Below are 21,732 nucleotides of genomic sequence, written 5' to 3'. Positions count from 1 at the left end.
CAAGTACCTCCTGTCACGATTGTAAGTTTTGGTTTTGTTTCTCCAAAATTACGATACGGCGCTCCAATTCCTGAACTTCTTCTTTAGTTGCCAAGTTTAGGCCATTGAGCGCTTGATTGACTTTGGCCTTGACGGAATCATCCAGCTGCTTTTGGGCTTGTTCCCCTTTTTCGACCCATTGCTTCAAAAGGACCTTGGAGTCTTCTTTGCTGATATCGCCTTTTTTGACAAGAGAGTCCACTGCTTTTTCAATTTGCTCTTTTGTAGCAGCGGCAGCACCTAATCCTAAAGAAAACACATTTTTTAATAAGTCCATTTTTACATTCCTCCAATATAAGTTTTTTACACCGTAAGAAAGATAATAGCGGATTGCCGTTCACTCTGGTTCATTCTTGCTGTTACTATCTATCATACATCACTTTAGGGCAGCTAGAGAAATATAAGGGTCCTGCAGGTTATTGATGATAGGAAATTGTTTGAAGTGAAGCGAATTGGATATTATGATAGGGACAAATCTATGAAAGTGAGGATGGGAAAATGGGTTTCAAAAATAAAACGGTGATTGTAACAGGCGCTTCGAATGGTATAGGGAGAGGCGTGGCAAAGGGATATGCAGAAAGCGGCGCTTCAGTCGTTCTCGCAGATTTGGACGAGCGGGAAGGTCAGCTGTATGTGGAAGAGCTCAAAAGTAACGGTCATGAAGCCATATTCGTCAAAACGGATGTACGCAAGGAAGCTGACATCCAACATTTGATGGATATAACTCTAAAAACATATAAGACCATTGATATATTAATCAATAATGCAGGAAAGGCATTATTCAAATCGCTTTATGACCTGACGATTGAGGAATGGGACGATATGATGAATACGAATTTGCGCAGTGTTTTCCTTTGTTCCCGGGCTGCGGCAGAATCGATGCGGAAAAATGAAACGGGAGGTGCAATCATCAATTTGGCATCAACCAGAGCGATGATGTCTGAGCCTGATTCGGAATCCTATGCAGCGACAAAAGGGGGGATCAAAGCACTGACACATGCACTTGCCGCTTCTTTAGGAAAAGAGAAAATTACGGTCAATTCGATTTCTCCGGGATGGATTGAAACGCGAGATTATGAATCGCTGAGGGATAAAGATCACCAGCAGCATTTTTCCAATCGGGTTGGCAAACCTGAAGATATTGCAAGGGCCTGTCTTTATTTGACGGCATCGGAAAATGATTTCGTTACGGGTGCGGATCTTATCGTCGATGGAGGCATGACAAGAAAAATGATGTACGAGGAGTAATCTCATTTTTTTCGATAAAGATATTGCAGTTCAGTCCCGAGTTCACGGTTGAGCAACTGTTCCATTTCTTCAAGCTCTTTTATGCCGATTGGGCCATCGGCAGCTGTCCAGTGAATGGTATAAACAAAATAGTAATCACTTATTTTTCGGAAAATAACAGGCGAATTCGGAAATTGATCAAAAATTGCCTTGATATTATAGCGTCTCATGTAGGACCACTTAACAAGCTGCATGTAGCTACCCATCCTTTTCAAAAGAGATCAATGACTGCCATGATGGCAGCCATTGGTCCGGTTCTTATTTATCGTTGAATAAATTGAATAAGCCTCTAGCTACGCTGCCTTCTTCGGAGGATCCTCCATTTTGCGGCGCTGCAGCAAATACCCGGCTTGCAAGCCGGCTGAATGGCAAAGATTGCACCCAGACGGTTCCGGGTCCTTTTAATGTTGCAAAGAATAAACCTTCGCCTCCGAATAAAGCGGTTTTCACGCCTTTTACAGCTTCAATATTATAATCTACCCCGCTAGTCATTGCTACTAAACATCCTGTATCGACGCGTAATATCTCTCCTGCAGCCAATTCTTTTTTATGGATCGTGCCGCCGGCATGAACGAAGGTCATTCCATCTCCTTCAAGTTTTTGCATGATGAAGCCTTCACCGCCAAAGAAGCCTGCCCCTATCTTTCTTTGAAACTCAATTCCGACTGAAACGCCTTTCGCTGCCGCCAGGAATGCGTCTTTTTGACAAATGATTTTCCCGCCGAGCTCGCTTAAATCCATCGGAATGATTTTACCTGGATAAGGCGAGGCGAATGAAACATGTTTTTTATCTCGTCCTTCATTCGTAAAAGCCGTCATGAAAAGACTCTCACCAGTAAGGAGCCGTTTCCCGGCACCGAATAGCTTACCCATCATTCCGCTGTCACCATTCGAAGACCCATCGCCAAAGATGGTTTCCATCTTGATTTGATCTTCCATCATCATTAAACTTCCAGCTTCGGCAATTACCGTTTCCTGAGGATCCAATTCCACTTCAACAAACTGCATGTCATCTCCATATAATTTAAAATCTATTTCATGGTTATTCATTTTCCATTCCTCCTATCAATCTTATTTTCATTGTAAAAGATAAACTCTTAACCTGCCAATATTTTTCAATTTTTCGCCGTAATTTATATATTTTTTGTTTTCACGGGTATATCTAGTAAAATGTAGGAAGAAAAACAGCATGACACTTAAGCGGGAATGAACCTTTTCTTAAGTGCAGGAGGAGACAGCCATGGAGACTTACATATTATCATTGGACCAGGGAACGACAAGTTCCCGGGCCATTTTATTTAATAAAAGCGGGGAAGTTTTGCATATTGCCCAAAAGGAATTCACCCAATATTTCAGAAATCCTGGATGGGTGGAGCATAACGCCAATGAAATTTGGGGTTCCATCCTATCGGTAATCGCTTCCTGTCTATCGGAAATGAATGTAAAGCCTGAACAGATCGCTGGAATTGGCATAACGAATCAACGGGAGACGACCGTGGTATGGGATAAGGAAACAGGTCAGCCGATCCATCACGCCATCGTCTGGCAATCCCGGCAGACGAGCGAAATTTGCACGCAATTGAAGGATGAGGGTCTCGAAGACTTATTTTTGCAAAAAACCGGTTTGTTGATTGATGCTTATTTTTCCGGTACAAAGGTGAAATGGATTCTCGACCATGTAGATGGGGCACGGGAAAAGGCTGAAAACGGAGACTTATTGTTTGGTACGATTGATACGTGGCTGATATGGAAACTTTCGGGTGGTAAAGCACATGTAACCGATTATTCGAATGCTTCAAGGACGCTGATGTATAACATTCATGACCTGAAGTGGGACGAAGAGCTGCTGGAAATCCTGCAAGTGCCGCGATCGATGCTTCCGGATGTTCGCTCTTCATCGGAGATATACGGGAAAACAGCGCCACACCATTTCTTTGGGCACGAAATCCCGATTGCCGGGGCAGCGGGAGATCAACAGGCCGCTTTGTTCGGCCAAGAATGCTTTGAAAAAGGAATGGCTAAGAATACGTATGGCACCGGATGCTTCATGCTAATGAATACAGGAGAAAAGGCAGTGAAATCAGAGCATGGACTGTTGACCACGATTGCATGGGGGCTGAATGGAAAAGTCCAATATGCCTTGGAAGGCAGTATTTTTGTCGCAGGTTCGGCCATACAATGGTTAAGGGATGGGCTGAAACTCTTGCATGATCCGAAAGACAGTGAAAAGTATGCTTTGCGGGTCACTTCAGCCGATGGTGTCTATGTAGTTCCCGCATTTGTTGGATTAGGTACCCCTTATTGGGATAGTGATGTCAGGGGAGCTATATTCGGACTGACAAGGGGGACATCGAAGGAGCATTTCGTCCGGGCAACATTGGAAGCGCTGGCCTACCAGACAAAAGATGTCCTTAAGGCCATGGAAGTCGATTCAGGGATTAACCTAAAGGCATTGAGGGTCGATGGCGGGGTTGTCAAAAACAACTTCTTGATGGAATTTCAAAGCGGCCTCCTGAATGTACCAGTCGAAAGACCGGTTATTAGTGAAACGACAGCGTTAGGCGCAGCGTATTTGGCTGGACTCGCTGTCGGATATTGGGAAAGTCAGGAAGAGATTTCAAAGCTATGGGCAGTCGATAAGAAATTCGAACCCGAGATGGAAGAACAGGAACGGAAGGATTTATATGATGGCTGGAAAAAGGCAGTTCAGGCGGCAAGGGTTTTTAAATAGAGTAAGTAAGGGTATTAATAGAGGAGAGATGAATACAGAACGTACAAACTTAAAAAAGGGGTGGTAATATGTTAGTTAAGGATTTCATGATAAGGGAAGTCTACGTAGCCCGTCCTGATTTTACATTAAAGGAAATTCTGCGGATCTTAATCGAAAATAAAGTGGGCGGGGTCCCCGTTGTGGATGAACAAGATAAGCTATTGGGAATGGTGACGGACGGGGATATCCTCCGTTATTTGACACCTGCTGAGGAAGCCATCATGGGATATTTCACCTACATTACGGTTCTTCCCGGTGAAGTGTTGGATGAAAAGGTTACATCCAAAATGCATGATAAAGTCTCACAAATCATTAAAAATAAAAGGATAACAAAGCTTTCCCCCGAAGATCCGTTAGATGAATTGATAAAGGTCCTTTCCAAGCATCATTTCAAGAAAATCCCCGTCGTGGACAAAAATGATAAAGTCGTCGGCATCATCAGCAGGGGAGATGCACTCAGAGCTCTTTATAAGGAATTCGTTCAAAAGCTTGAATAAAGGAAGCATCAAAAAAGGCTTGCTCGTATATTGAGCAGGCCTTTTTTTGTAAACATCATTGGGTGCTTTCTACTGCCTTATCTGCATCAGATTCACCTTTTGCTCTTTTTTCCTTCAATTTAAAGTAGGCGTCCATTACGTCCCGCCCGATACGTTTGTTGATATCATCAGAGGGCTTGCCTTGATACACCCATGGCACGACGACAGAGAATGCCACTTCCGGATTATTGTGAGGTGCATAACCTGCAAGTGTTAGATTGATAGTCGGGACTGGTTCACTATATTGATTTCTTCGCGGTCCGTCGTAAAAGGCTTCGGCAGTACCCGTTTTCGCTGCCGCACGGTAAGATTTACCGCCGAAATATTTATATGCCGTCCCGCCTGGCTCCTGGGCAACCTGTCTGAATCCTTCCTGGACACGTTGAATCCAAACGTCTTTCCCGCCTAAGTCGTTTAACACTTTGGGACTCATTGTTTTAAAAACGCTACCCAATTCTTGGTGTTGGTCAGAAGGATTCCTGATTTCCCTGACCATATGTGGCTCAAGCCTTTTACCGCCATTTGCAATCGTCGATGCGTATTGTGCCAATTGCATTGGAGTATATGTATCATACTGCCCAATCGATAAATCCAGCAGCAATCCGTCTGTTGTAGTATCTATTCCTTTAAATCCGACAGACTCATTAGGCAGGTCTATGCCGGTACGTACACCCAATCCGAATTGAGCAAAATGATTTCGCATGATCGCATATGCTTCTCGATTAATTCCTAGCGGCTGATTTGGAACATAATGCCCACCGCCAATTTTGATTGCCGTCATGAACATATAGACATTCGACGATTTCTTTAAAGCGGTGACATCGGTTACATACCCTAAAGGGCTATAAGATTTTTTGGGATTTGCACCAGCTAAGAAAAGTGGATGGTCATGAAATGCCGACCCTGGTGTGATGGCCCCAGTCTGAAAGCCCGTGTAGACCGTTGCCCCTTTAACAGATGACCCCATCGTATAGGAGGTCGTAATGTTTCCAAGGGCGAAATCTTTCATTTCGGTCAATCCGGTTTCACTGTTGCGGCCGTATTGCCTGCCAGCCATCGTAAGCACCTCGCCTGTATTCGGGTCCATTAAAACGACGAAGGCACGATCCAATAAGTAGGTATTTCCCCTAGCCTTAGTTCTGTACAATTCTCTCTCAATGATTTTTTCAACCTGTTGCTGCAGCTCCATATCAATTGTAAGGATCAAGTCTTTTCCGCTTTGCCCTTCAGTGAGGGTATTCGTATTGATGACTTCCCCTTTGCTCAGCACATTTTCAATCCGCGTCTTTTGACCGCGCAGGACATCTTCATATTGTTTTTCGATATAACTTTTTCCGACCCGGTCATTCCTGGTATAGTCACGTGCCAGATAATAGTCAATATTTTCACTGGGAATGCCTTCTTCGGAAGAAGAGACCTTGCCAAGAACCGAGCGGAGGGTCTCATCATACTTATAGGTCCTTTCCCAATCCGTCGTTACGTCCACGCCTGGCATTTCATCCAAATGTTCACTAACCCTGGCGAATTCCTTAGTGGTGACATCTTTATTCTTCACGATCGACGGTGCGAGGGCATAGCCACTATTGAATTCCCGGAAGATGGCGATCACTTCCAATTCATCCTTGGAGAATTCCTTGATATTTTCATCGGTTACCCGTTCCATTTGAAGTTTGTATAAATCTTTTTGCTCTAGTTTTTTTTCGATTACTTTCTTCTTCTCAGCCTTGGTAATCAAGGCATCGGCTTCTTTCGGATGTTTTAAAATCCAAAAGTCCTTTTTATCTGGCAGGGTTACCTTTTTAGTATCTTTTTCTATCAAGGTAGCAAGGACCTCTGCCGTCTTCACCATATCTGCCGTTTTTGTATTCGGGTATTTCGTATAAGTGATGGCATTACGTGGCTCATTATCAACGACCGGATTCAAGTTGCGGTCATACATCTTACCACGGGGAACGGGGGTATTGGCCACATCGTTTTCCGTTCGGTCGACTTCGCGGAGGTAATCATCCCCATACACGATCTGGACGATGCCAAGCCGGATTATTAAGCTTGAAAATAAAATGAATATTAAAAAGAACAAAAAGTTCAGTCGGAAAGGAATTGGGGTTTTTTTCTTTTTTTCTTTGGCCATCATTAACATTCCTTTCTAGTAAAAGTAAAAAATAAGAAAATTCCTATCTCCAATGATATATAAAATTAACTTATTTTTCTATGCTTTATCCGTAAATTTATCTATATTTCCAAAAGATTGTTTTGAAGTTATATAATTCCTAGTAATCTTATAATTAAGAAAATTGATATAAATATAATGGTCAATAAGTCCGAAGGGGTTTTAAGAGATAAAGAGAGGGCGAAGCGGCACAGCGACAACCATGAGGAGGGATGGGTCGCTCATGTGAAAAAGGGAAGCATAAACCATAAGTACTTGAAAAGATGGTCTTGTAAAAAAAGAACATTTAATGACTTTAGAATCCAGTCACAACGACTTAAGTACCATGATTTTATTTAAGCATTAATTTGCTTCATATTTCCTAACGGGAGTTTGAGTCGCGACACTGATAATTTCTTTGAAATATCCGCATAGCTCAAGCCATTTTTCAGGGTAGATATAGATGAACCGTTCGATCGTTTCTGGAGAGTGAAGCACAAGGCAATCGATTTGATCCGTTTTTCTATTTTGTAAATTGAATAGAAGCTCATGCGGGATGGTGTAATAAAGATGGATTTGATACGGATTCAGTATGACCGGGGAAATATTCTTCTCTTCCATATACTTGTCCGTCACAATCTTTTGGATTGCAAAGCTCTCATTCGTATGTAAATCCCCGATTTTGTAATTTGGATTCAATAGTACAATGCCTCTCATTTGATTCACCCATTCTTTTTGCTAACCATTCTTGCCAAATGGAGGATGGGATATTCAAAGTAAGAGGCTTGATGCTAGAAAATGGCTTTCATTCCGTTAAGAGTTTTGAGCTGATTGACATTTTCGAGCACCTTGTTGGTCAGGTCCGCCTTTTTAATGATCGGTGTGCTACGTAAATCTTCTATAAAGCTTTCATTCGTGAACCAATCAATGGAATGGGGAGGAAAGAATAGTTGATCTGCCCATGCATCATGAAGAGTGGGGCTGTACACTTTATCATCTTTTGACGTGGATGCATCAGAGGTATATATGCTTCCCCAGTAATCCTTTCTGGACCCCGTGTGTGGAACTTCTTTTGTAAATTGGCTAACACCGCGAAAAACAACCGGATGCTGAAAAAGAAGCTCATATAATGATTTTCCCGTTTCAATACGCTGTTTTGGGTCGGCAAAGCGTTCAACGGTCAGGCCTGTCAAGGAATGAAGACCGTTTTGCTTGTTTGCATAAGGAAAGATCACTTTCATGAAGCCTAAGTATTCCTGAAGTAGAAAATCAAGCCTTCGGAGGATTTCACCATGACGGGTGCGTTTTAATATCCTTTCCTGAAGCATTCTTTGTTCATTAATGATAAGGGCCGTTGTCAAAAGGGGTGAATGGGGCTCTTCGATGAAAGATTCCCAAATCGGGGCCATGAATCTTGAAATGCGGAAAACTGGTAAATACCTTCTTAGCGGAAGTTCTTTTTGTTTAGAATGTTCATATAAAAGAAGCTGGGGGAATGCATCTGCAAATATGGCTGAATTGGCGCGCTCAAGGAACAGGAAAAATTTCTGCCGTTCCGCTTTGTCAAGGAGATGGGTCATGGATGAACTTTTCAAGTCAGTCATATGGTATCCTCCATTCCTCGAAACCATATGTGCTAAAAAGGCCCAATGGACCTCTGGATTACGATTGTAAAAGGCAAGATAGGCTTGTGTTCTTGTGATATTGTTCCGGTTCAAGGCAGCCGTCTCGGTTCGAATACTTTTTATCAGAGCGGTTTCCTCAGGAAAGAAAGCCTTTGACCCTTCAAAAGGCTGAAAAAGCTCTTTTTGTAAATGGGATCTTAGCGTTTCATATTTTTCAGCATCGATGATGGGTTTTGTTTTGACAGGGTGTTTGCCCATCAGCTTTTGCAAATATTGGGAGAACATACAATCACCACAAATGTTTTTCGATCATTATATGCAGAGCCGTCAAGAAAGGGGCGTTGCATTTGCAACGCCCTGTATTTCTTTTGTCATCAGTTATTTTTCTTCTTCTTTTCCAGGTACAATAAAATATAATAAACTATCCAGAAAAGAAACACAGGAATGAAGGATAACATTCTATATTTTTCCGGTACGGCAAATAAGATGAAAATGGATGAAAATAAAAAGGGAACCGCTAGGAGTATATATTTTCTCCATTGCATATGCTGAACCTCCTTAGGTTACGTCATCCTTATAAGAATAAAGGATTATCCAGCAATAATCTAGAAAAGTCGCAATTGACAAAGCTATGTAAACGTAGTAATCTTTAAACACAAGTTAAATATTACCAATAATTATTGAAAAAGGAGGCGAACGTCATGACTAAATCAGTTAAGCACAGTGATGTCACAATTGAATATCATACGTCCGCCTGCCCTGAAACCTTGTCTTCCTAGACAAAGAATTCAATGTGTTCATTGATCATTTTAAAGCGCAGGTGTGGAGTTTTCGCGGCCTGCGCTTTTATATGTGTATTACTCATCTAAAAAAGCTTCCGCTAATTGGCGGGGGCTTTTTGGCATTTGGGATACAGGTGCATTAGCATCCTTCCATATAAAAGACAGGAGGAATTTTAAATGAGACGAAAGACATTGGAAAACTTATGGCAACCCGGAGATCCAGAAAGCGGTTAGCGAATGAAAGGTTTGAGCAAAAGGGAGGGGAATTCATGTTTGCGATTTTTAAAAAGCTGTCCTGGTTCTTTAAAGAACAGTGGCGGCGTTATACCTTGGCGATTTTATTTCTATGTCTGGTGAATATCCTGGAGGTTATCCCGCCAAAACTCGTCGGGAATGCCATCGATGATATGAACAATGGCAGCATGACACAGGAAGGGGTCATGAAATACGTTATTTATTTGCTCATGGTACTGAGCGGCAGTTACCTATTTGGTTACTTATGGAGTTATCTGTTATTCGGCGGCGGAAACCTGGTCGAACGAAAGCTAAGGTCCGGATTTATGGGCCATTTGCTGAAAATGACGCCGACGTTTTATGAAAAAAACCGTACAGGGGATTTAATGGCAAGGGCAACCAATGATTTAAAGGCAATATCCCTCACTGCTGGTTTTGGGATATTGACGCTCGTTGACTCGGTGCTGTTCACCATTACGGTTGTGGTCATGATGGGAGCCACGATCAGCTGGCAGTTGACGATTGCGGCGGTGCTGCCGCTGCCGATCATGGCAGTGATGATGCAAATCTACGTGAAGAAAATTTACAAACGTTTTACGGATGCACAAGCAGCCTTTGGTACTTTAAATGACAAGGTCCTGGAATCCATTTCAGGTGTCCGTGTTATCCGGGCCTATGTCCAGGAACGGGAAGATGAAAAGCGATTTGATGAAATGACAGAGGATGTATATCGCAAAAATCTAGCCGTGGCAAGAATCGATGCCCTCTTTGATCCGACAATCAGCATTATCATCGGCATCAGTTATTTAATCGGGTTGGGTTACGGGGCTTATCTTGTGTTTCAACAGGCCATAACGCTTGGCGGACTTGTTTCGTTCAATGTGTACCTAGGCATGTTAATTTGGCCGATGATCGCGGTGGGGGAACTGATCAATGTCATGCAAAGGGGAAATGCTTCACTAGATCGTGTTCAGGATACCCTTTCATATGAAGCGGATGTGAAAAATTCATTGGGTCTGGAAAGTATTCCAAAACCGGGAAATATCCAATTCAATTCAGTGTATTTTACATACCCTTCCTCAACGGTTGTGAATCTATCCAATATTTCCGTTCAGCTTGAGCGCGGTCAAACATTGGGGATAGTGGGGAAAACAGGAAGCGGAAAAACGACATTCGTAAAGCAATTGCTGCGGGAATATCCTTTAGGAACAGGTGAAATCGCTTTTGCAGGCATGCCTCTGGAGCAACTGAACCTTGAAGATATTCGTAAATGGATCGGTTACGTTCCACAGGACCATTTTTTATTCTCGAAGTCTGTTAGGGAAAATATCTTATTCGGTAAAATGGATGCAACGGAAGATGAACTGGCTGAAGCTATCCGGCTTGCGGATTTTGAGAAGGACTTAATGATGCTGCCAAATCGTCTTGAGACACTCGTCGGTGAAAAGGGTGTAGCTCTATCTGGAGGGCAAAAGCAGAGGATCTCGATTGCCAGGGCACTGATCAAAAATCCGGAAATCCTTATATTGGATGATTCCTTATCCGCTGTAGATGCAAAAACTGAAACGACGATCATCGAAAATATCCAAAATGAACGGGCGGGGAAAACGACCATCATCACAACCCATCGCTTATCAGCCGTTCAGCACGCGGACAGAATTATCGTGTTGGACAGCGGAGAGATCATCGAAGAGGGGACTCATGCGGACTTACTGCAGAATGATGGCTGGTATAGGGAACAATATGAACGACAGCAGGTTGACGAAGGGACGGAGGTGAAGGCATGAAGGTCGTAAAGAAACTTTTTAATTATGCTGCCCTTTATAAAAAACTGATCATTGGCGCTCTGATCATGCTGGCACTTTCGGTAGCGGCCGATTTAACAGGTCCTTTCGTTGCCAAGAAAATCATCGATTCACATATACTTGGCATCGAATCTACCTGGTATGAAGCGGGTAAAGGAAAGGATGCTGTTAAGTATGATGGAAATTGGTATAAACGGGCTGATTACTTTGCAAAAGGTGAGAAGAAAGGCAGGGAAGTCCATGTTCTGCAGGTTGGCAATCAATTTGTCTTCGTAAATGAAGCTGTCCCTATCGATGGGCGCAGAACCTTGGAGAGCCAATCGTTGATCATCAAGAAAGACGGGAAAGAGCAACGTGCGCAAGCAGTGAAATTGACGAGTCAGGAAGTGATGCGGTTTTACCAACCGGAAATCCCGCGGATCATTAAGCTTGTGACTTTTTATTTTAGTCTTGTCATCCTTTCCTCCATTTTTCAATATGGGCAGAGCTTTTATTTACAGAAAGCGGCTAACCGAATCATACAGAAGATGCGAAATGATATTTTCACACATATTTCCCGTCTGCCGATACGTTATTTCGATAATATGCCAGCGGGGAAAATTGTTGCCAGGGTCACTAATGATACGGAAGCGATCCGGGAATTATATGTAACCGTGCTAGCCAACTTCTTCTCGAGTACAATTAATATCTTAGGCGTTCTAATTGCTTTGTATATTCTGGATCCACGAGTCGGTACCATTGGCCTTTTACTTATTCCGATCATCGTTATCTGGACGATGGTATATCGTAAATTCGCCTCGAAATATAATCACATCATTCGGGAAAGGGTCAGCGATATTAATGGGATGATCAATGAATCCATTTCTGGAATGAGCATCATTCAGGCATTTGGACGTGAAAAGGAGACGAAGCAATCTTTTGAAAATCTGAACCGGGAGCATTATTCCTATCAAAATAAAATGCTCCATTTGAATTCGTTGACGGGTGGAAACTTGATTGGTGTCATTAAGGTTTTGGCGCTAATGGCATTCGTCTGGTATTTCGGTGGGATTTCCCTTACAGCGAGTTCGGCCATTTCCTTAGGGATGATGTATGCAATTGTTGATTTGATCAGCCGCCTTCTACATCCGCTTCATGGAATCGTCAATCAGTTCGCTAATCTTGAACAGGCACTTGTTGCAGGGGAGCGGGCGTTCAGTTTATTGGATGAGCAGGGATTGGCAGTCAGTGATGAAAACATATCCAGATACAAAGGGAACGTGCAATTCGAAAATGTTTCTTTTGGTTATAAGGATAATGAATATGTGTTAAGGGACATTTCCTTCTCTGCTAAACAAGGGGAAACGGTCGCTTTAGTTGGCCATACTGGGTCAGGAAAAAGTTCCATAATGAATTTATTGTTCCGTTTTTATGACAGTAGTGAAGGGCAAATTAAAATCGACGGAAGGAATATATTGGATATTCCTCATCAGACGCTTAGGGAACATATGGGAATCGTCCTTCAGGATCCCTATTTATTTACTGGCACCATCGCATCCAATATCAGTCTGAATCATAAAGGCATCACAAGGGAAATGGTTGAAAAATCATTAAGAGATGTTGGGGGAGACAAAGTGCTTAAGCATCTTCCTTTAGGGCTGGACGAACCCGTGATCGAAAAAGGAGGAACGCTGTCTTCTGGACAGCGGCAGCTAATCTCTTTTGCCCGTGCTCTTGCATTCAATCCTGCAATATTGATTTTGGATGAAGCGACAGCAAGTATCGACACCGAAACCGAGGCAATTATCCAGGAGGGAATGGAAGTGCTGAAAAAAGGGAGAACGACCTTCATCATTGCACATAGACTTTCCACGATAAAAAATGCCGACCAAATTCTTGTACTGGATAAAGGCCGGATTGCTGAGCAAGGTACACATGAAGAATTAATGGAATTAAAAGGGAAGTACTATCAAATGTATGAACTGCAGGCAGGTCCGCATAAGGACATGGCTGGCTGACCACGATTGTATAAGGTTGGATAATCAAGATAAAAATATAATGAGGGTGCCGTTATTGGTACCTTCAAGCATAATTATTGATAATAGTAATCATTACGTTTAACATAAACCTATACTGACGAGGTGATAATAATGAAACAAGAAATTCATCCCGATTATCAACAAGTAGTATTCATGGATACCAACAGTGGTTATAAATTTTTGACAGGCTCCACGAAAACGTCCAATGAAACGGTCGTGTGGGAAGACGGCAACACGTATCCATTATTAAAAGTGGAAATCAGTTCAGATACGCATCCTTTTTATACTGGAAAGCAGAAGTTTGCTGAAAAAGGTGGACGGGTGGATCGCTTCCTGGATAAATATAAAATGAAGAAATGAGAGTAAGGCCAATGGGAAATCATAGCCTTTTTATTATGAAAAAGAATAAAAATGATGCAAACAAAAAAGGGTGCCCATAATATATGGCGCACCCTTCCTTTAATCATTTTGCAGCAATTGCTTCCCCTTTTGCAATATTTACGAGGGCCACATCGAAGTCCTTGATTAAATCGTCTGGATTTTCAAGTCCGACAGAGAGACGGAGCAAGCTGTTCGTGATGCCTCGCTTTTCCCTTTCATCAGCAGGCATTGCAGCATGGGACATTTTGGCCGGGTAGGATAATATAGATTCGACCGCTCCAAGGCTTACGGCAAAAACAGGGAGTTCGACAGTGTTAACGAAAGAACGGAAGACTTCCTCACTTTCCAATTCAAATGATAGGACCGCCCCTGCTCCAAGTGACTGGCCTTTCTGGATGGCGTGCTGTGGATGATCAGCTAGGCCGGGATAATACACTTTTTTCACCAAGGGCTGTTCCTTTAAGTAGGCTGCAATCTTTTCTGCCCCTTTTTGTGAATGTTCCATTCTAACTGACAAGGTTTTCAGACCTCTCATTACAAGCCAGGCGTCCTGGACACCAAGAACCGCTCCAAAGGAGTTTTGAAGGGAACCGAGTCTTACTGCTAATTCCGGATCTTTTACGACCGCAAGCCCAGCTACCACATCACTGTGTCCGGATAAAAACTTCGTCGCGCTATGAAGGACAACATCAGCGCCCAGATTCAGTGGTTTTTGCAATGCTGGCGTCAAGAATGTATTATCAACAAAACTTAAGGCGCCGGCTTTTTTTGCGATATCACATACGGCTTGAATATCGGTCACTTTAAGTAACGGATTTGAAGGCGTTTCGATGTATATGGCCCTGGTATTTGGCTGAACGGCCGCTTTGACGCTTTCAAGGTCCGTCATGTCAACGAAGGTATGCTCAATATTGAAACGCGACAATACGCTTGTGACCATCCTGAACGTTCCGCCATAAACATCTTCGGAAATGACGATATGATCCCCGGCAGACAATAGCAGGAAAGCTGTAGAAATGGCAGCCATTCCTGATGAAAAAGCAAAGCCATGGGTGCCGTCCTCAAGTTCGGCAATGATGTCTTCAAGTGCCTCGCGAGTTGGGTTCCCGCTTCTGCTGTAATCATATTTGCCGAATTGATCGATATCGGATTGATGGAAAGTCGATGCGTGCTGAATGGGGACGCTCACGCCGCCCGTTGCCGGATCGAATTTATGTTGATTATGAAGTAATTTGGTTTCAAAGCTAAAGTCATGATCTGTCATCGTAGTGCCTCCCTTTTTACCTGTGCGAATGCTTGCTGTAAGTCACCAATCAAATCATCGCTATCCTCGATGCCAACGGAGAAGCGGAGCAGGCGATTACAAACACCATTTGCCGTTCTGACTTCAAGCGGAATATCGGCATGTGTTTGTGTGGCAGGATAGGTGATGAAGCTTTCAACCCCTCCAAGGCTTTCTGCAAAAGAGATTAATGAGAGCGATTGTAAAAATGGGTTTACCGCCGCTTCATCAATGATACGGAATGAAATCATGCCTCCTCTGCCGGGATACAATACGTCTGTAACACAATCATGTTCCGATAAGTAATCTACAAGTATCTTGGCATTCTTTTCATGACGCTCCATCCGCAATGCCAGGGTTTTCATTCCGCGCATCAACAGCCAAGAATCAAATGGGCTCAAGACAGCTCCAGTACCATTATGATGGAAGGCAAGTGCATCACATAATTCAGCGCCGCTAGCAACGATCAGTCCGGCGAGCACATCATTATGACCACCGAGATACTTGGTTGCACTGTGAATCACAATATCCGCTCCAAGCAGGATGGGTTGTTGAATTAGAGGCGTGTAAAAAGTGTTATCAACGATTAACAATAAATTATATCGTTTGGCCAATGCGGCAACGGCGCTAATGTCCGTTTGCTGCATAAGAGGGTTAGTGGGAGTTTCGATGAAGATGGCTTTCGTGTGAGGAGTGATAGCTTTTTCGATATCCTCCAAACAACAAGTGTTTACATAGTCACACTGCAACCCCCATTTTTTAAAACCTTGTTCTAACAGACGATATGTACCGCCATAAAGATCTTCGCTGACAATCCATGCATCACCAGATTTAAAAAGGGCGAGTATAGTGGAAATGGCGGCCATTCCTGAACTGCAGGCATAACCTTGGTCCCCTTTTTCCAGATCGGCGATGGATCGCTCCAATAGTTGGCGTGTAGGATTACCTGTCCTTGTGTAGTCGAATCCCGTCGATTGGCCAATTCCTTCGTGACGAAAAGCTGTTGAAAAGTATACCGGCGGATTGACTGTTCCTGTCGCCGTTTCGCTGCGATTTCCTAATTGAGCAAGATATGTTTCAGTTTTGTACATGGTTTTCACTGCTCCTTTGAGTTATATAAAATAAAAAAAAGTCTTCTTTAAGAAGAAGACTTTGATTAAGTAGGGACGAGTCATTCTTCTTATCTTCCAAGTTCACAAACTTGTGGAATTAGCACCTTTTCATTGGTTTGAAACAAATGAAGGTTGCTGAGGTGTCATCGGGCCATTCCCTCTACCTCTCTCGATAAGAGTTTAGATTATTCAATTTCTTTTGAATTTACTATATATACAAAATACTGTCAAGAACATTTTGGGTGGATCATGCTTTGATGTTCATGACTAGGTCAAGTGGAGCCTAGCGGTGTCAACACTTTATGTGTCTAAAAAAAATATCCGAATTTTCATATAAACAGGAAGAATCATGGGTTTTTCAGAAAAATGGGAAGGGTCAGCCGGATATTTTTGCTTTAAAATAATAAAGTTTGTACAATGTATGGAGAGAAAGAATAATACAACATTATTCATTTCATATGCAAAAGGTCTTCAATGAATAGTGCAAACATAGGAGGAGAACACATGGAATACAGAATCGAACGAGATACGATGGGTGAAGTGAAAGTTCCTGCTGATAAATATTGGGGAGCACAAACTGAGAGAAGCCGTAACAATTTCAAAATCGGTAACGAAAAAATGCCGATTGAATTAGTTCGTGCATTTGCATACGTTAAACAAGCTGCGGCAAAGGTGAACTATGATCTTGGTGATCTTTCGGAAGTTAAAAAGAATGCCATCGTCAAGATTTGCGGCGAAATCCTTGAAGGTACACTAAATGATCATTTCCCGCTTGTAGTTTGGCAAACGGGAAGCGGCACGCAAAGTAATATGAACGTGAATGAAGTGGTCGCTAACAAAGGGAATGAATGGTTGAAAGAAAATGGTGAATCGGAAACCCTTCACCCAAATGATGATGTTAACAAGGCACAAAGCTCCAATGATACTTTCCCGACCGCCATGCATATTGCTGCCTTTATGGAAGTCGCTGAAAAATTGGTCCCTGCCATCAAAGCTCTTCGTGCTACATTCGATACAAAAGAAAAAGAATTTTGGGATGTCGTGAAAATTGGCCGGACACATCTTCAAGATGCTACACCATTAACATTAGGACAAGAAATTTCCGGTTGGAAAGCGATGCTCGACAAAGATCTAGCGATGATTGAGGAAAGCAGCCAAAAATTATTGAACCTTGCACTAGGCGGAACGGCTGTAGGAACCGGAATCAATACAAAAAAAGAATTCCCGGGACTTTCTGCCAAACAAATTGCAGCGGATACAGGACATCCTTTTGTCACATCTGATAATAAGTTTCATGCATTGACAAGCCATAACGAAATCGTCTACGCACACGGTGCTTTAAAAGCATTGGCAGCCGATTTAATGAAAATTGCGAACGATGTCAGATGGCTGGCAAGTGGTCCTAGAAGCGGAATCGGCGAAATAGCCATTCCGGAAAACGAGCCAGGCAGCTCCATCATGCCAGGTAAAGTCAATCCAACACAAAGTGAAGCGCTTACCATGATTGCAACACAAATCGTGGGTAACGATGCTACAATTGGCTTTGCAGCTAGCCAAGGTAACTTTGAATTGAATGTATTCAAACCAGTCATCATCTATAACTTCCTGCAAACGGTCAAATTATTGACGGAAGGCATTCATTCATTCAACAATAATTGTGCGGTTGGCATCACTGCAAATGAAGATAAAATCAAAGAAAATGTAGAACGTTCCCTTATGTTGGTAACAGCATTGAACCCGCATATTGGTTATGAAAAAGCAGCCAAGATCGCCAAAACAGCATTCAAGGACAACTCTACGTTAAAAGAAGCGGCGTTGAAATTGGAGTTCCTGACGGAAGATGAATTCAAAGCATGGGTAGATCCTGCTAACATGGTTAATAAATAATTGCATATAAGTGCCCTCCCTCTGGTATTAGGGAGGGTGTTTCCACGTGTTAAAATAATGGAATCAACAAATACTGAGATCATAAGTATCGGGAACAGGAGGAAAAACAATGTCTTTATGCCCGCTTTGCAACGGTCTAAGAAAAATTCATGTGAATTGCCCGGAATGCGGCAGTGATCTTGATGATAAAGGGAAATTCATGGACTACGCTGATGATTACAGTGCTTACATGGATATCGACATACTTAAAGAAAACGACGGATATCCTCAATCCCTTCAAAAAGGCCAATGCCCGCATCTCATGAAATGCTCTGAATGCGGACATGATGAAGTGGTATTGGTCCAGGAATAAATCTACCCCTTATTTGAATAAACGAAAAAGACCCATTCATGAACGGGTCTTTTTTCGTTTAATTGGCAGGTAACTTCATGCTTTCCTGCATCAGTTCATCTTCTTCAACTAAAATGCGATGTTCAGTCCCTTTATCAAAAAAGTGTGCTTTATTCATGTCGAGGGCAAGTTCGATGTTTTCGCCTGCCTGGATAATATTCTTGGCATCAACCCGTGCGACGAAGTCCTGCCCCTCTAACGTGGAGTAGAGCATGATCTCCGCGCCCATGAGTTCGGCTACATCAATTTGGGTCGTGAATGTAGTGTTAGAGGACTCCGTGAAGCTAGTTCCTTCATTATGAAAATCCTCCGGACGGATGCCAAGGATTATATCCTTTCCGATATATCCTTGATCACGCAGCATTTTCATCTTCAATTCAGGTATTTCAAGCGTTTGTTCGCCTATTTTAATTGTGCCTTCTTTTAATGTTCCGGTAAAGAAGTTCATGGCAGGCGATCCGATAAAACCGCCGACAAAGACGTTTATTGGTTTCTCGTATACGTCTTTTGGAGCACCGACCTGTTGGATGATTCCATCTTTCATTACAACAAGACGTGTCGCCATGGTCATTGCCTCTGTTTGGTCATGCGTGACATATATCGTCGTGGTGTCGAGCCGTTTATGTAGTTTAGCGATTTCTGCACGCATTTGAACCCGCAGCTTTGCATCGAGATTGGATAATGGCTCATCCATCAAGAAAACTTTTGCGTCCCTTACAATTGCACGGCCAAGTGCCACACGCTGGCGCTGACCTCCTGAAAGGGCTTTAGGTTTCCTGTTTAGCAGCTCTTCAAGTCCGAGAATCCTTGCCGCTTCATTGACCCTTTGCTTGATTTCCGCTTTTGGCGTTTTCCTGAGCTTTAATCCGAATGCCATATTGTCATATACGGACATATGAGGATATAAGGCATAGTTCTGGAAAACCATCGCAATATCGCGGTCTTTAGGGGGGACATCATTGACTCGCTTCCCGTCTATGTATAAATCCCCTTGGGAAATGTCTTCCAGTCCGGCAATCATCCTTAATGTTGTCGATTTGCCGCAACCTGAAGGTCCCACAAAAACTATGAATTCCTTATCGGCAACACGAAGGTTGAAGTCTTTAACAGCCGTCACCTTTTTATCATAAATCTTGAATATATGATCTAACACTAACTCTGCCATGAAAAATCCCCCTTTTAAACTCCTGATTACTTGTACCAATTAGCTATAGTCTAAGCTATCGGTTTAGAAAAAAGTATGGGCACATTGCACAAAAAAGGATGATATTACCTGTTTGAATGGGAAATTAATCATTCAGTAAAAAAATCAAGTACGCAGTAAGGGCATGACGGAAGTTTCTAATATCGAGACCAGTTCTTTCAGAGAATTTATCGATTCGGTATTGTAAGCTGTTCCGATGTATATAAAGCTGTTTGGCGGCATGGGTGGCATTGGAATTACATTCGATATACGTTTTAATCGTTTTGATAAGTTCAGTATCCTGCTTGGTCTTGCCAAGAATCTCATTGATATACCATTTTGCATTTTTACCGGATGGATCATTAATTAATGAATGAGGAATGATGTCTGCCAAATCAGCGACCTTAAGATCCGGCAGGTGCACCTGTGCCAAATCAAAACACTTTTTCTCCTGAGTCCAGTGATGATGAAGGTCTTGATTTACAGGGTGAAAGCGCCCGGTGAACATACGGGTCTTAACATAAAAGTCACTTTCAAGTGTGGAAGAAATGGCGATTAGTTCTTTATTTGATAATGGTTCATCCTTGTCCGTTTCAATTAAGACTCCTGCCGTTTCATTTTCCCAGACCAATGCTGCGTCAGATGGAACGAAAGCGAGGAAGGCCTCTTCAAAGTCGGAGTTGGAAAAATCAGCATGAGTCAGCTTAAAATGAAGAAATCGAACATTCTCCCAGCTCGTTAATGGCAATGTTGCATTCGGTTCGGATAAAAAAGTTTTCCATGATGAGTCTGGATGTACATTGAGGTAATTTGGGTTTATGGAAGGAGCAAAAAGCAGTTCCAATAAACGGATTTCTTCGGCTGTGATTTCTGAACGGGGAATGCCAAGTATACTTCTTGAGTCTTCGAACCAAACATAGTCAGAAATATCATCAATTTCCTTTTTATTGGTAAGAGCATTCGGGAATTTTTGTTTGAGATTTTCAAGCATCGTTTCCACCTTCTTTCTCCCTTTCCATATCATTATAGCGAAAAAGAATAAAGTTCAAAAGAATAGGATATTGCCAGTTTTCTCGAGAAGGGAAATTCATGGTTTAAAAAGAGTTCAAAGAAAAGTTGCAAATATTATTAATTTTAGGAAAGGGTATTGCGTATGCTTAATGGAATATCGTTAAAGAGGAGGAGATCTTATGAACATTTTAATATTGGGTGGTACACGGTTTTTAGGCCGAAATTTAGTAAAAGCTGCGATAGTGAAAGGGCATGATGTCACACTTTTTAATCGAGGAAGCGATCCTTATGTTTTTCCCGAAATAGAACAGTTAAGAGGGGACCGCGACGGGGATCTGGAAATGTTGAAAGGTAGACAGTGGGATGCAGTCATTGACACATCTGGCTTTATCCCTCGAACTGTATCGAAATCTTGCAGTTTGCTTAATCAAGTTAAACATTATACATATATTTCAAGCATCTCAGTTTATAGTGATCCAACCGAACCAGGTATTGATGAAAATGGAGAGGTTCATACACTAAATGAGGATAAAGCAGAAGAGATCACCCGCGGAACTGCTGGACCGATATACGGTGAATATTATGGACCATTAAAATCATTAAGCGAAAAAGCAGCTGAAAAAGAACTGCCGGGGAAAGTCTTGTCAATTCGTGCCGGTCAAATAGTAGGTCCGTATGATTACACTGACCGATTGCCGTACTGGCTTAAAAGAATAGCGGAAGGGGGAGAAATTTTATCTCCTGGACGACCTGGACGTCCAATCCAAGTTATCGATGCAAGGGACTTGGCTCAATGGGTCATACAAATGATAGAAAAAAATATGACAGGTACATATAATGCCGTTGGACCAGATTACACACTAACTATGGGGCAATTACTTGAAGGTTGCAAAAAGGTAACAAGAAGTAATGCTGATTTTACATGGGTATCGGAAAAGTTTTTAAATGACAATAAAGTAGAGCCGTGGGGAGAGATGCCTTTATGGATACCAGAAGAGTTCCCTTTACCGGGAGCTAAGGAACCTTTGAATGGGTTTTTGGCTGTCGATAACAATAAAGCCATCAATAATGGACTAACATTCCGTCCCCTTTCAGAAACTCTCGAAGATATATGGAACTGGGAAAAGGGACGTCCGGAATCTGCTGATAGAAAAGCCGGTATCCACAGACAACATGAAAGTGATCTTCTTGGATTATGGAAACAGACAGTAGGTTGAAACCTTCTTTTATTTTACTGAAG

General features: G+C 42.4%; 20 protein-coding genes and 1 riboswitch. Of the genes, 9 read left to right on the top strand and 11 right to left on the bottom strand.

What is annotated here, in order from left to right; translation table 11 throughout:
- Window positions 1–13: 13 nt before the first annotated feature.
- A complete protein-coding gene (locus BS1321_RS06885) occupies window positions 14–316 on the bottom strand; it encodes a phasin family protein (protein WP_063232312.1) in 303 nt (100 codons plus the stop codon).
- Window positions 317–537: 221 nt separating this feature from the next.
- On the opposite strand from BS1321_RS06885, the gene BS1321_RS06880 reads away from it, so the two are divergent.
- Window positions 538–1,287 carry an SDR family NAD(P)-dependent oxidoreductase gene (locus BS1321_RS06880; RefSeq protein WP_063232311.1) on the top strand — a complete coding sequence of 250 codons (750 nt, stop codon included), beginning with the start codon at window positions 538–540 and terminating at the stop codon, window positions 1,285–1,287.
- A 2-nt stretch (window positions 1,288–1,289) separates the two neighbouring features.
- On the opposite strand, the gene BS1321_RS06875 is transcribed toward BS1321_RS06880, so the two are convergent.
- Both BS1321_RS06875 and BS1321_RS06870 read right to left on the bottom strand, forming a co-directional pair.
- On the bottom strand, window positions 1,290–1,496 hold the full coding sequence (locus BS1321_RS06875) for a hypothetical protein (RefSeq protein ID WP_232522771.1): 207 nt from the start codon (window positions 1,494–1,496) through the stop codon (window positions 1,290–1,292).
- Window positions 1,497–1,584: 88 nt separating this feature from the next.
- Window positions 1,585–2,376 carry a TIGR00266 family protein gene (locus BS1321_RS06870; RefSeq protein ID WP_063232309.1) on the bottom strand — a complete coding sequence of 264 codons (792 nt, stop codon included), beginning with the start codon at window positions 2,374–2,376 and terminating at the stop codon, window positions 1,585–1,587.
- Window positions 2,377–2,566: 190 nt separating this feature from the next.
- On the opposite strand from BS1321_RS06870, the gene glpK reads away from it, so the two are divergent.
- Window positions 2,567–4,057: a glycerol kinase GlpK gene (gene glpK, locus BS1321_RS06865; protein WP_063232308.1), complete on the top strand. Its 1,491-nt coding sequence runs from the start codon at window positions 2,567–2,569 to the stop codon at window positions 4,055–4,057.
- Window positions 4,058–4,125: 68 nt separating this feature from the next.
- Entirely contained in the window at window positions 4,126–4,593 is a 468-nt protein-coding gene (locus tag BS1321_RS06860) for a CBS domain-containing protein (RefSeq protein ID WP_063232307.1), read from the top strand.
- A gap of 55 nt (window positions 4,594–4,648) precedes the next feature.
- Here the strand turns inward: BS1321_RS06860 and BS1321_RS06855 are convergent, their stop codons facing one another.
- The 4 genes from BS1321_RS06855 to BS1321_RS27360 form a co-directional block, all read right to left on the bottom strand.
- Window positions 4,649–6,763 carry a peptidoglycan D,D-transpeptidase FtsI family protein gene (locus BS1321_RS06855; RefSeq protein ID WP_081112844.1) on the bottom strand — a complete coding sequence of 705 codons (2,115 nt, stop codon included), beginning with the start codon at window positions 6,761–6,763 and terminating at the stop codon, window positions 4,649–4,651.
- 381 nt (window positions 6,764–7,144) lie between these two features.
- Window positions 7,145–7,498: a hypothetical protein gene (locus tag BS1321_RS06850; protein ID WP_063232305.1), complete on the bottom strand. Its 354-nt coding sequence runs from the start codon at window positions 7,496–7,498 to the stop codon at window positions 7,145–7,147.
- A 74-nt stretch (window positions 7,499–7,572) separates the two neighbouring features.
- Complete coding sequence (locus BS1321_RS06845; RefSeq protein ID WP_063232304.1) at window positions 7,573–8,691, bottom strand: DUF2515 family protein; 1,119 nt, start codon at window positions 8,689–8,691, stop codon at window positions 7,573–7,575.
- An 89-nt stretch (window positions 8,692–8,780) separates the two neighbouring features.
- On the bottom strand, window positions 8,781–8,951 hold the full coding sequence (locus BS1321_RS27360; RefSeq protein WP_155726444.1) for a hypothetical protein: 171 nt from the start codon (window positions 8,949–8,951) through the stop codon (window positions 8,781–8,783).
- 506 nt (window positions 8,952–9,457) lie between these two features.
- Here BS1321_RS27360 and BS1321_RS06840 point away from each other — a divergent pair.
- The 3 genes from BS1321_RS06840 to BS1321_RS06830 all read left to right on the top strand — a co-directional run bounded on the left by BS1321_RS06840 (window position 9,458) and on the right by BS1321_RS06830 (window position 13,605).
- Window positions 9,458–11,209 carry an ABC transporter ATP-binding protein gene (locus tag BS1321_RS06840; protein WP_063232419.1) on the top strand — a complete coding sequence of 584 codons (1,752 nt, stop codon included), beginning with the start codon at window positions 9,458–9,460 and terminating at the stop codon, window positions 11,207–11,209.
- Window positions 11,206–13,224, top strand: coding sequence for an ABC transporter ATP-binding protein (locus BS1321_RS06835; protein ID WP_063232303.1), 2,019 nt, complete (start codon window positions 11,206–11,208; stop codon window positions 13,222–13,224). The genes BS1321_RS06840 and BS1321_RS06835 overlap by 4 nt, the downstream gene beginning before the upstream one ends.
- 132 nt (window positions 13,225–13,356) lie before the next feature.
- Window positions 13,357–13,605: a type B 50S ribosomal protein L31 gene (locus BS1321_RS06830; RefSeq protein WP_063232302.1), complete on the top strand. Its 249-nt coding sequence runs from the start codon at window positions 13,357–13,359 to the stop codon at window positions 13,603–13,605.
- 103 nt (window positions 13,606–13,708) lie between these two features.
- Here the strand turns inward: BS1321_RS06830 and metC are convergent, their stop codons facing one another.
- Window positions 13,709–14,890 carry a cystathionine beta-lyase gene (gene metC, locus BS1321_RS06825; protein WP_063232301.1) on the bottom strand — a complete coding sequence of 394 codons (1,182 nt, stop codon included), beginning with the start codon at window positions 14,888–14,890 and terminating at the stop codon, window positions 13,709–13,711.
- A complete protein-coding gene (locus tag BS1321_RS06820) occupies window positions 14,887–15,999 on the bottom strand; it encodes a methionine biosynthesis PLP-dependent protein (RefSeq protein ID WP_063232300.1) in 1,113 nt (370 codons plus the stop codon). Before BS1321_RS06820 ends, metC begins: the two co-directional genes overlap by 4 nt.
- An 86-nt stretch (window positions 16,000–16,085) precedes the next feature.
- A riboswitch (SAM riboswitch) is annotated at window positions 16,086–16,199 on the bottom strand.
- Window positions 16,200–16,524: 325 nt separating this feature from the next.
- On the opposite strand from BS1321_RS06820, the gene fumC reads away from it, so the two are divergent.
- Together fumC and BS1321_RS06810 are read left to right on the top strand one after the other, a co-directional pair.
- Window positions 16,525–17,907, top strand: a complete 1,383-nt coding sequence (gene fumC, locus BS1321_RS06815; RefSeq protein ID WP_063232299.1) for a class II fumarate hydratase — start codon at window positions 16,525–16,527, stop codon at window positions 17,905–17,907.
- Window positions 17,908–18,016: 109 nt separating this feature from the next.
- Entirely contained in the window at window positions 18,017–18,259 is a 243-nt protein-coding gene (locus tag BS1321_RS06810; protein WP_063232298.1) for a hypothetical protein, read from the top strand.
- A gap of 58 nt (window positions 18,260–18,317) precedes the next feature.
- On the opposite strand, the gene BS1321_RS06805 is transcribed toward BS1321_RS06810, so the two are convergent.
- Entirely contained in the window at window positions 18,318–19,463 is a 1,146-nt protein-coding gene (locus BS1321_RS06805) for an ABC transporter ATP-binding protein (protein WP_063232297.1), read from the bottom strand.
- 124 nt (window positions 19,464–19,587) lie between these two features.
- The gene (locus BS1321_RS06800; protein ID WP_157732803.1) at window positions 19,588–20,472 is read right to left on the bottom strand and encodes a PucR family transcriptional regulator; all 885 of its coding nucleotides are present in this window, start codon (window positions 20,470–20,472) and stop codon (window positions 19,588–19,590) included.
- Window positions 20,473–20,671: 199 nt separating this feature from the next.
- Here BS1321_RS06800 and BS1321_RS06795 point away from each other — a divergent pair, with 199 nt between their 5' ends.
- Complete coding sequence (locus BS1321_RS06795) at window positions 20,672–21,709, top strand: NAD-dependent epimerase/dehydratase family protein (protein WP_063232295.1); 1,038 nt, start codon at window positions 20,672–20,674, stop codon at window positions 21,707–21,709.
- Window positions 21,710–21,732 lie beyond the last annotated feature (23 nt).

Source organism: Peribacillus simplex NBRC 15720 = DSM 1321 (assembly GCF_002243645.1).
Taxonomy (GTDB): Bacteria; Bacillota; Bacilli; order Bacillales; family DSM-1321; genus Peribacillus; species Peribacillus simplex.
This window is presented reverse-complemented; position numbering and strand designations above follow the sequence as displayed.

Excerpts from the sequence above, each read along its gene's own strand:
- BS1321_RS06885 (WP_063232312.1), bottom strand. The coding sequence starts at position 316 with ATGGACTTATTAAAAAATGTGTTTTCTTTAGGATTAGGTGCTGCCGCT.
- BS1321_RS06880 (WP_063232311.1), top strand. The coding sequence starts at position 538 with ATGGGTTTCAAAAATAAAACGGTGATTGTAACAGGCGCTTCGAATGGT.
- BS1321_RS06875 (WP_232522771.1), bottom strand. The coding sequence starts at position 1,496 with ATGAGACGCTATAATATCAAGGCAATTTTTGATCAATTTCCGAATTCG.
- BS1321_RS06870 (WP_063232309.1), bottom strand. The coding sequence starts at position 2,376 with ATGAATAACCATGAAATAGATTTTAAATTATATGGAGATGACATGCAG.
- glpK (WP_063232308.1), top strand. The coding sequence starts at position 2,567 with ATGGAGACTTACATATTATCATTGGACCAGGGAACGACAAGTTCCCGG.
- BS1321_RS06860 (WP_063232307.1), top strand. The coding sequence starts at position 4,126 with ATGTTAGTTAAGGATTTCATGATAAGGGAAGTCTACGTAGCCCGTCCT.
- BS1321_RS06855 (WP_081112844.1), bottom strand. The coding sequence starts at position 6,763 with ATGGCCAAAGAAAAAAAGAAAAAAACCCCAATTCCTTTCCGACTGAAC.
- BS1321_RS06850 (WP_063232305.1), bottom strand. The coding sequence starts at position 7,498 with ATGAGAGGCATTGTACTATTGAATCCAAATTACAAAATCGGGGATTTA.
- BS1321_RS06845 (WP_063232304.1), bottom strand. The coding sequence starts at position 8,691 with ATGTTCTCCCAATATTTGCAAAAGCTGATGGGCAAACACCCTGTCAAA.
- BS1321_RS27360 (WP_155726444.1), bottom strand. The coding sequence starts at position 8,951 with ATGCAATGGAGAAAATATATACTCCTAGCGGTTCCCTTTTTATTTTCA.
- BS1321_RS06840 (WP_063232419.1), top strand. The coding sequence starts at position 9,458 with ATGTTTGCGATTTTTAAAAAGCTGTCCTGGTTCTTTAAAGAACAGTGG.
- BS1321_RS06835 (WP_063232303.1), top strand. The coding sequence starts at position 11,206 with ATGAAGGTCGTAAAGAAACTTTTTAATTATGCTGCCCTTTATAAAAAA.
- BS1321_RS06830 (WP_063232302.1), top strand. The coding sequence starts at position 13,357 with ATGAAACAAGAAATTCATCCCGATTATCAACAAGTAGTATTCATGGAT.
- metC (WP_063232301.1), bottom strand. The coding sequence starts at position 14,890 with ATGACAGATCATGACTTTAGCTTTGAAACCAAATTACTTCATAATCAA.
- BS1321_RS06820 (WP_063232300.1), bottom strand. The coding sequence starts at position 15,999 with ATGTACAAAACTGAAACATATCTTGCTCAATTAGGAAATCGCAGCGAA.
- fumC (WP_063232299.1), top strand. The coding sequence starts at position 16,525 with ATGGAATACAGAATCGAACGAGATACGATGGGTGAAGTGAAAGTTCCT.
- BS1321_RS06810 (WP_063232298.1), top strand. The coding sequence starts at position 18,017 with ATGTCTTTATGCCCGCTTTGCAACGGTCTAAGAAAAATTCATGTGAAT.
- BS1321_RS06805 (WP_063232297.1), bottom strand. The coding sequence starts at position 19,463 with ATGGCAGAGTTAGTGTTAGATCATATATTCAAGATTTATGATAAAAAG.
- BS1321_RS06800 (WP_157732803.1), bottom strand. The coding sequence starts at position 20,472 with ATGCTTGAAAATCTCAAACAAAAATTCCCGAATGCTCTTACCAATAAA.
- BS1321_RS06795 (WP_063232295.1), top strand. The coding sequence starts at position 20,672 with ATGAACATTTTAATATTGGGTGGTACACGGTTTTTAGGCCGAAATTTA.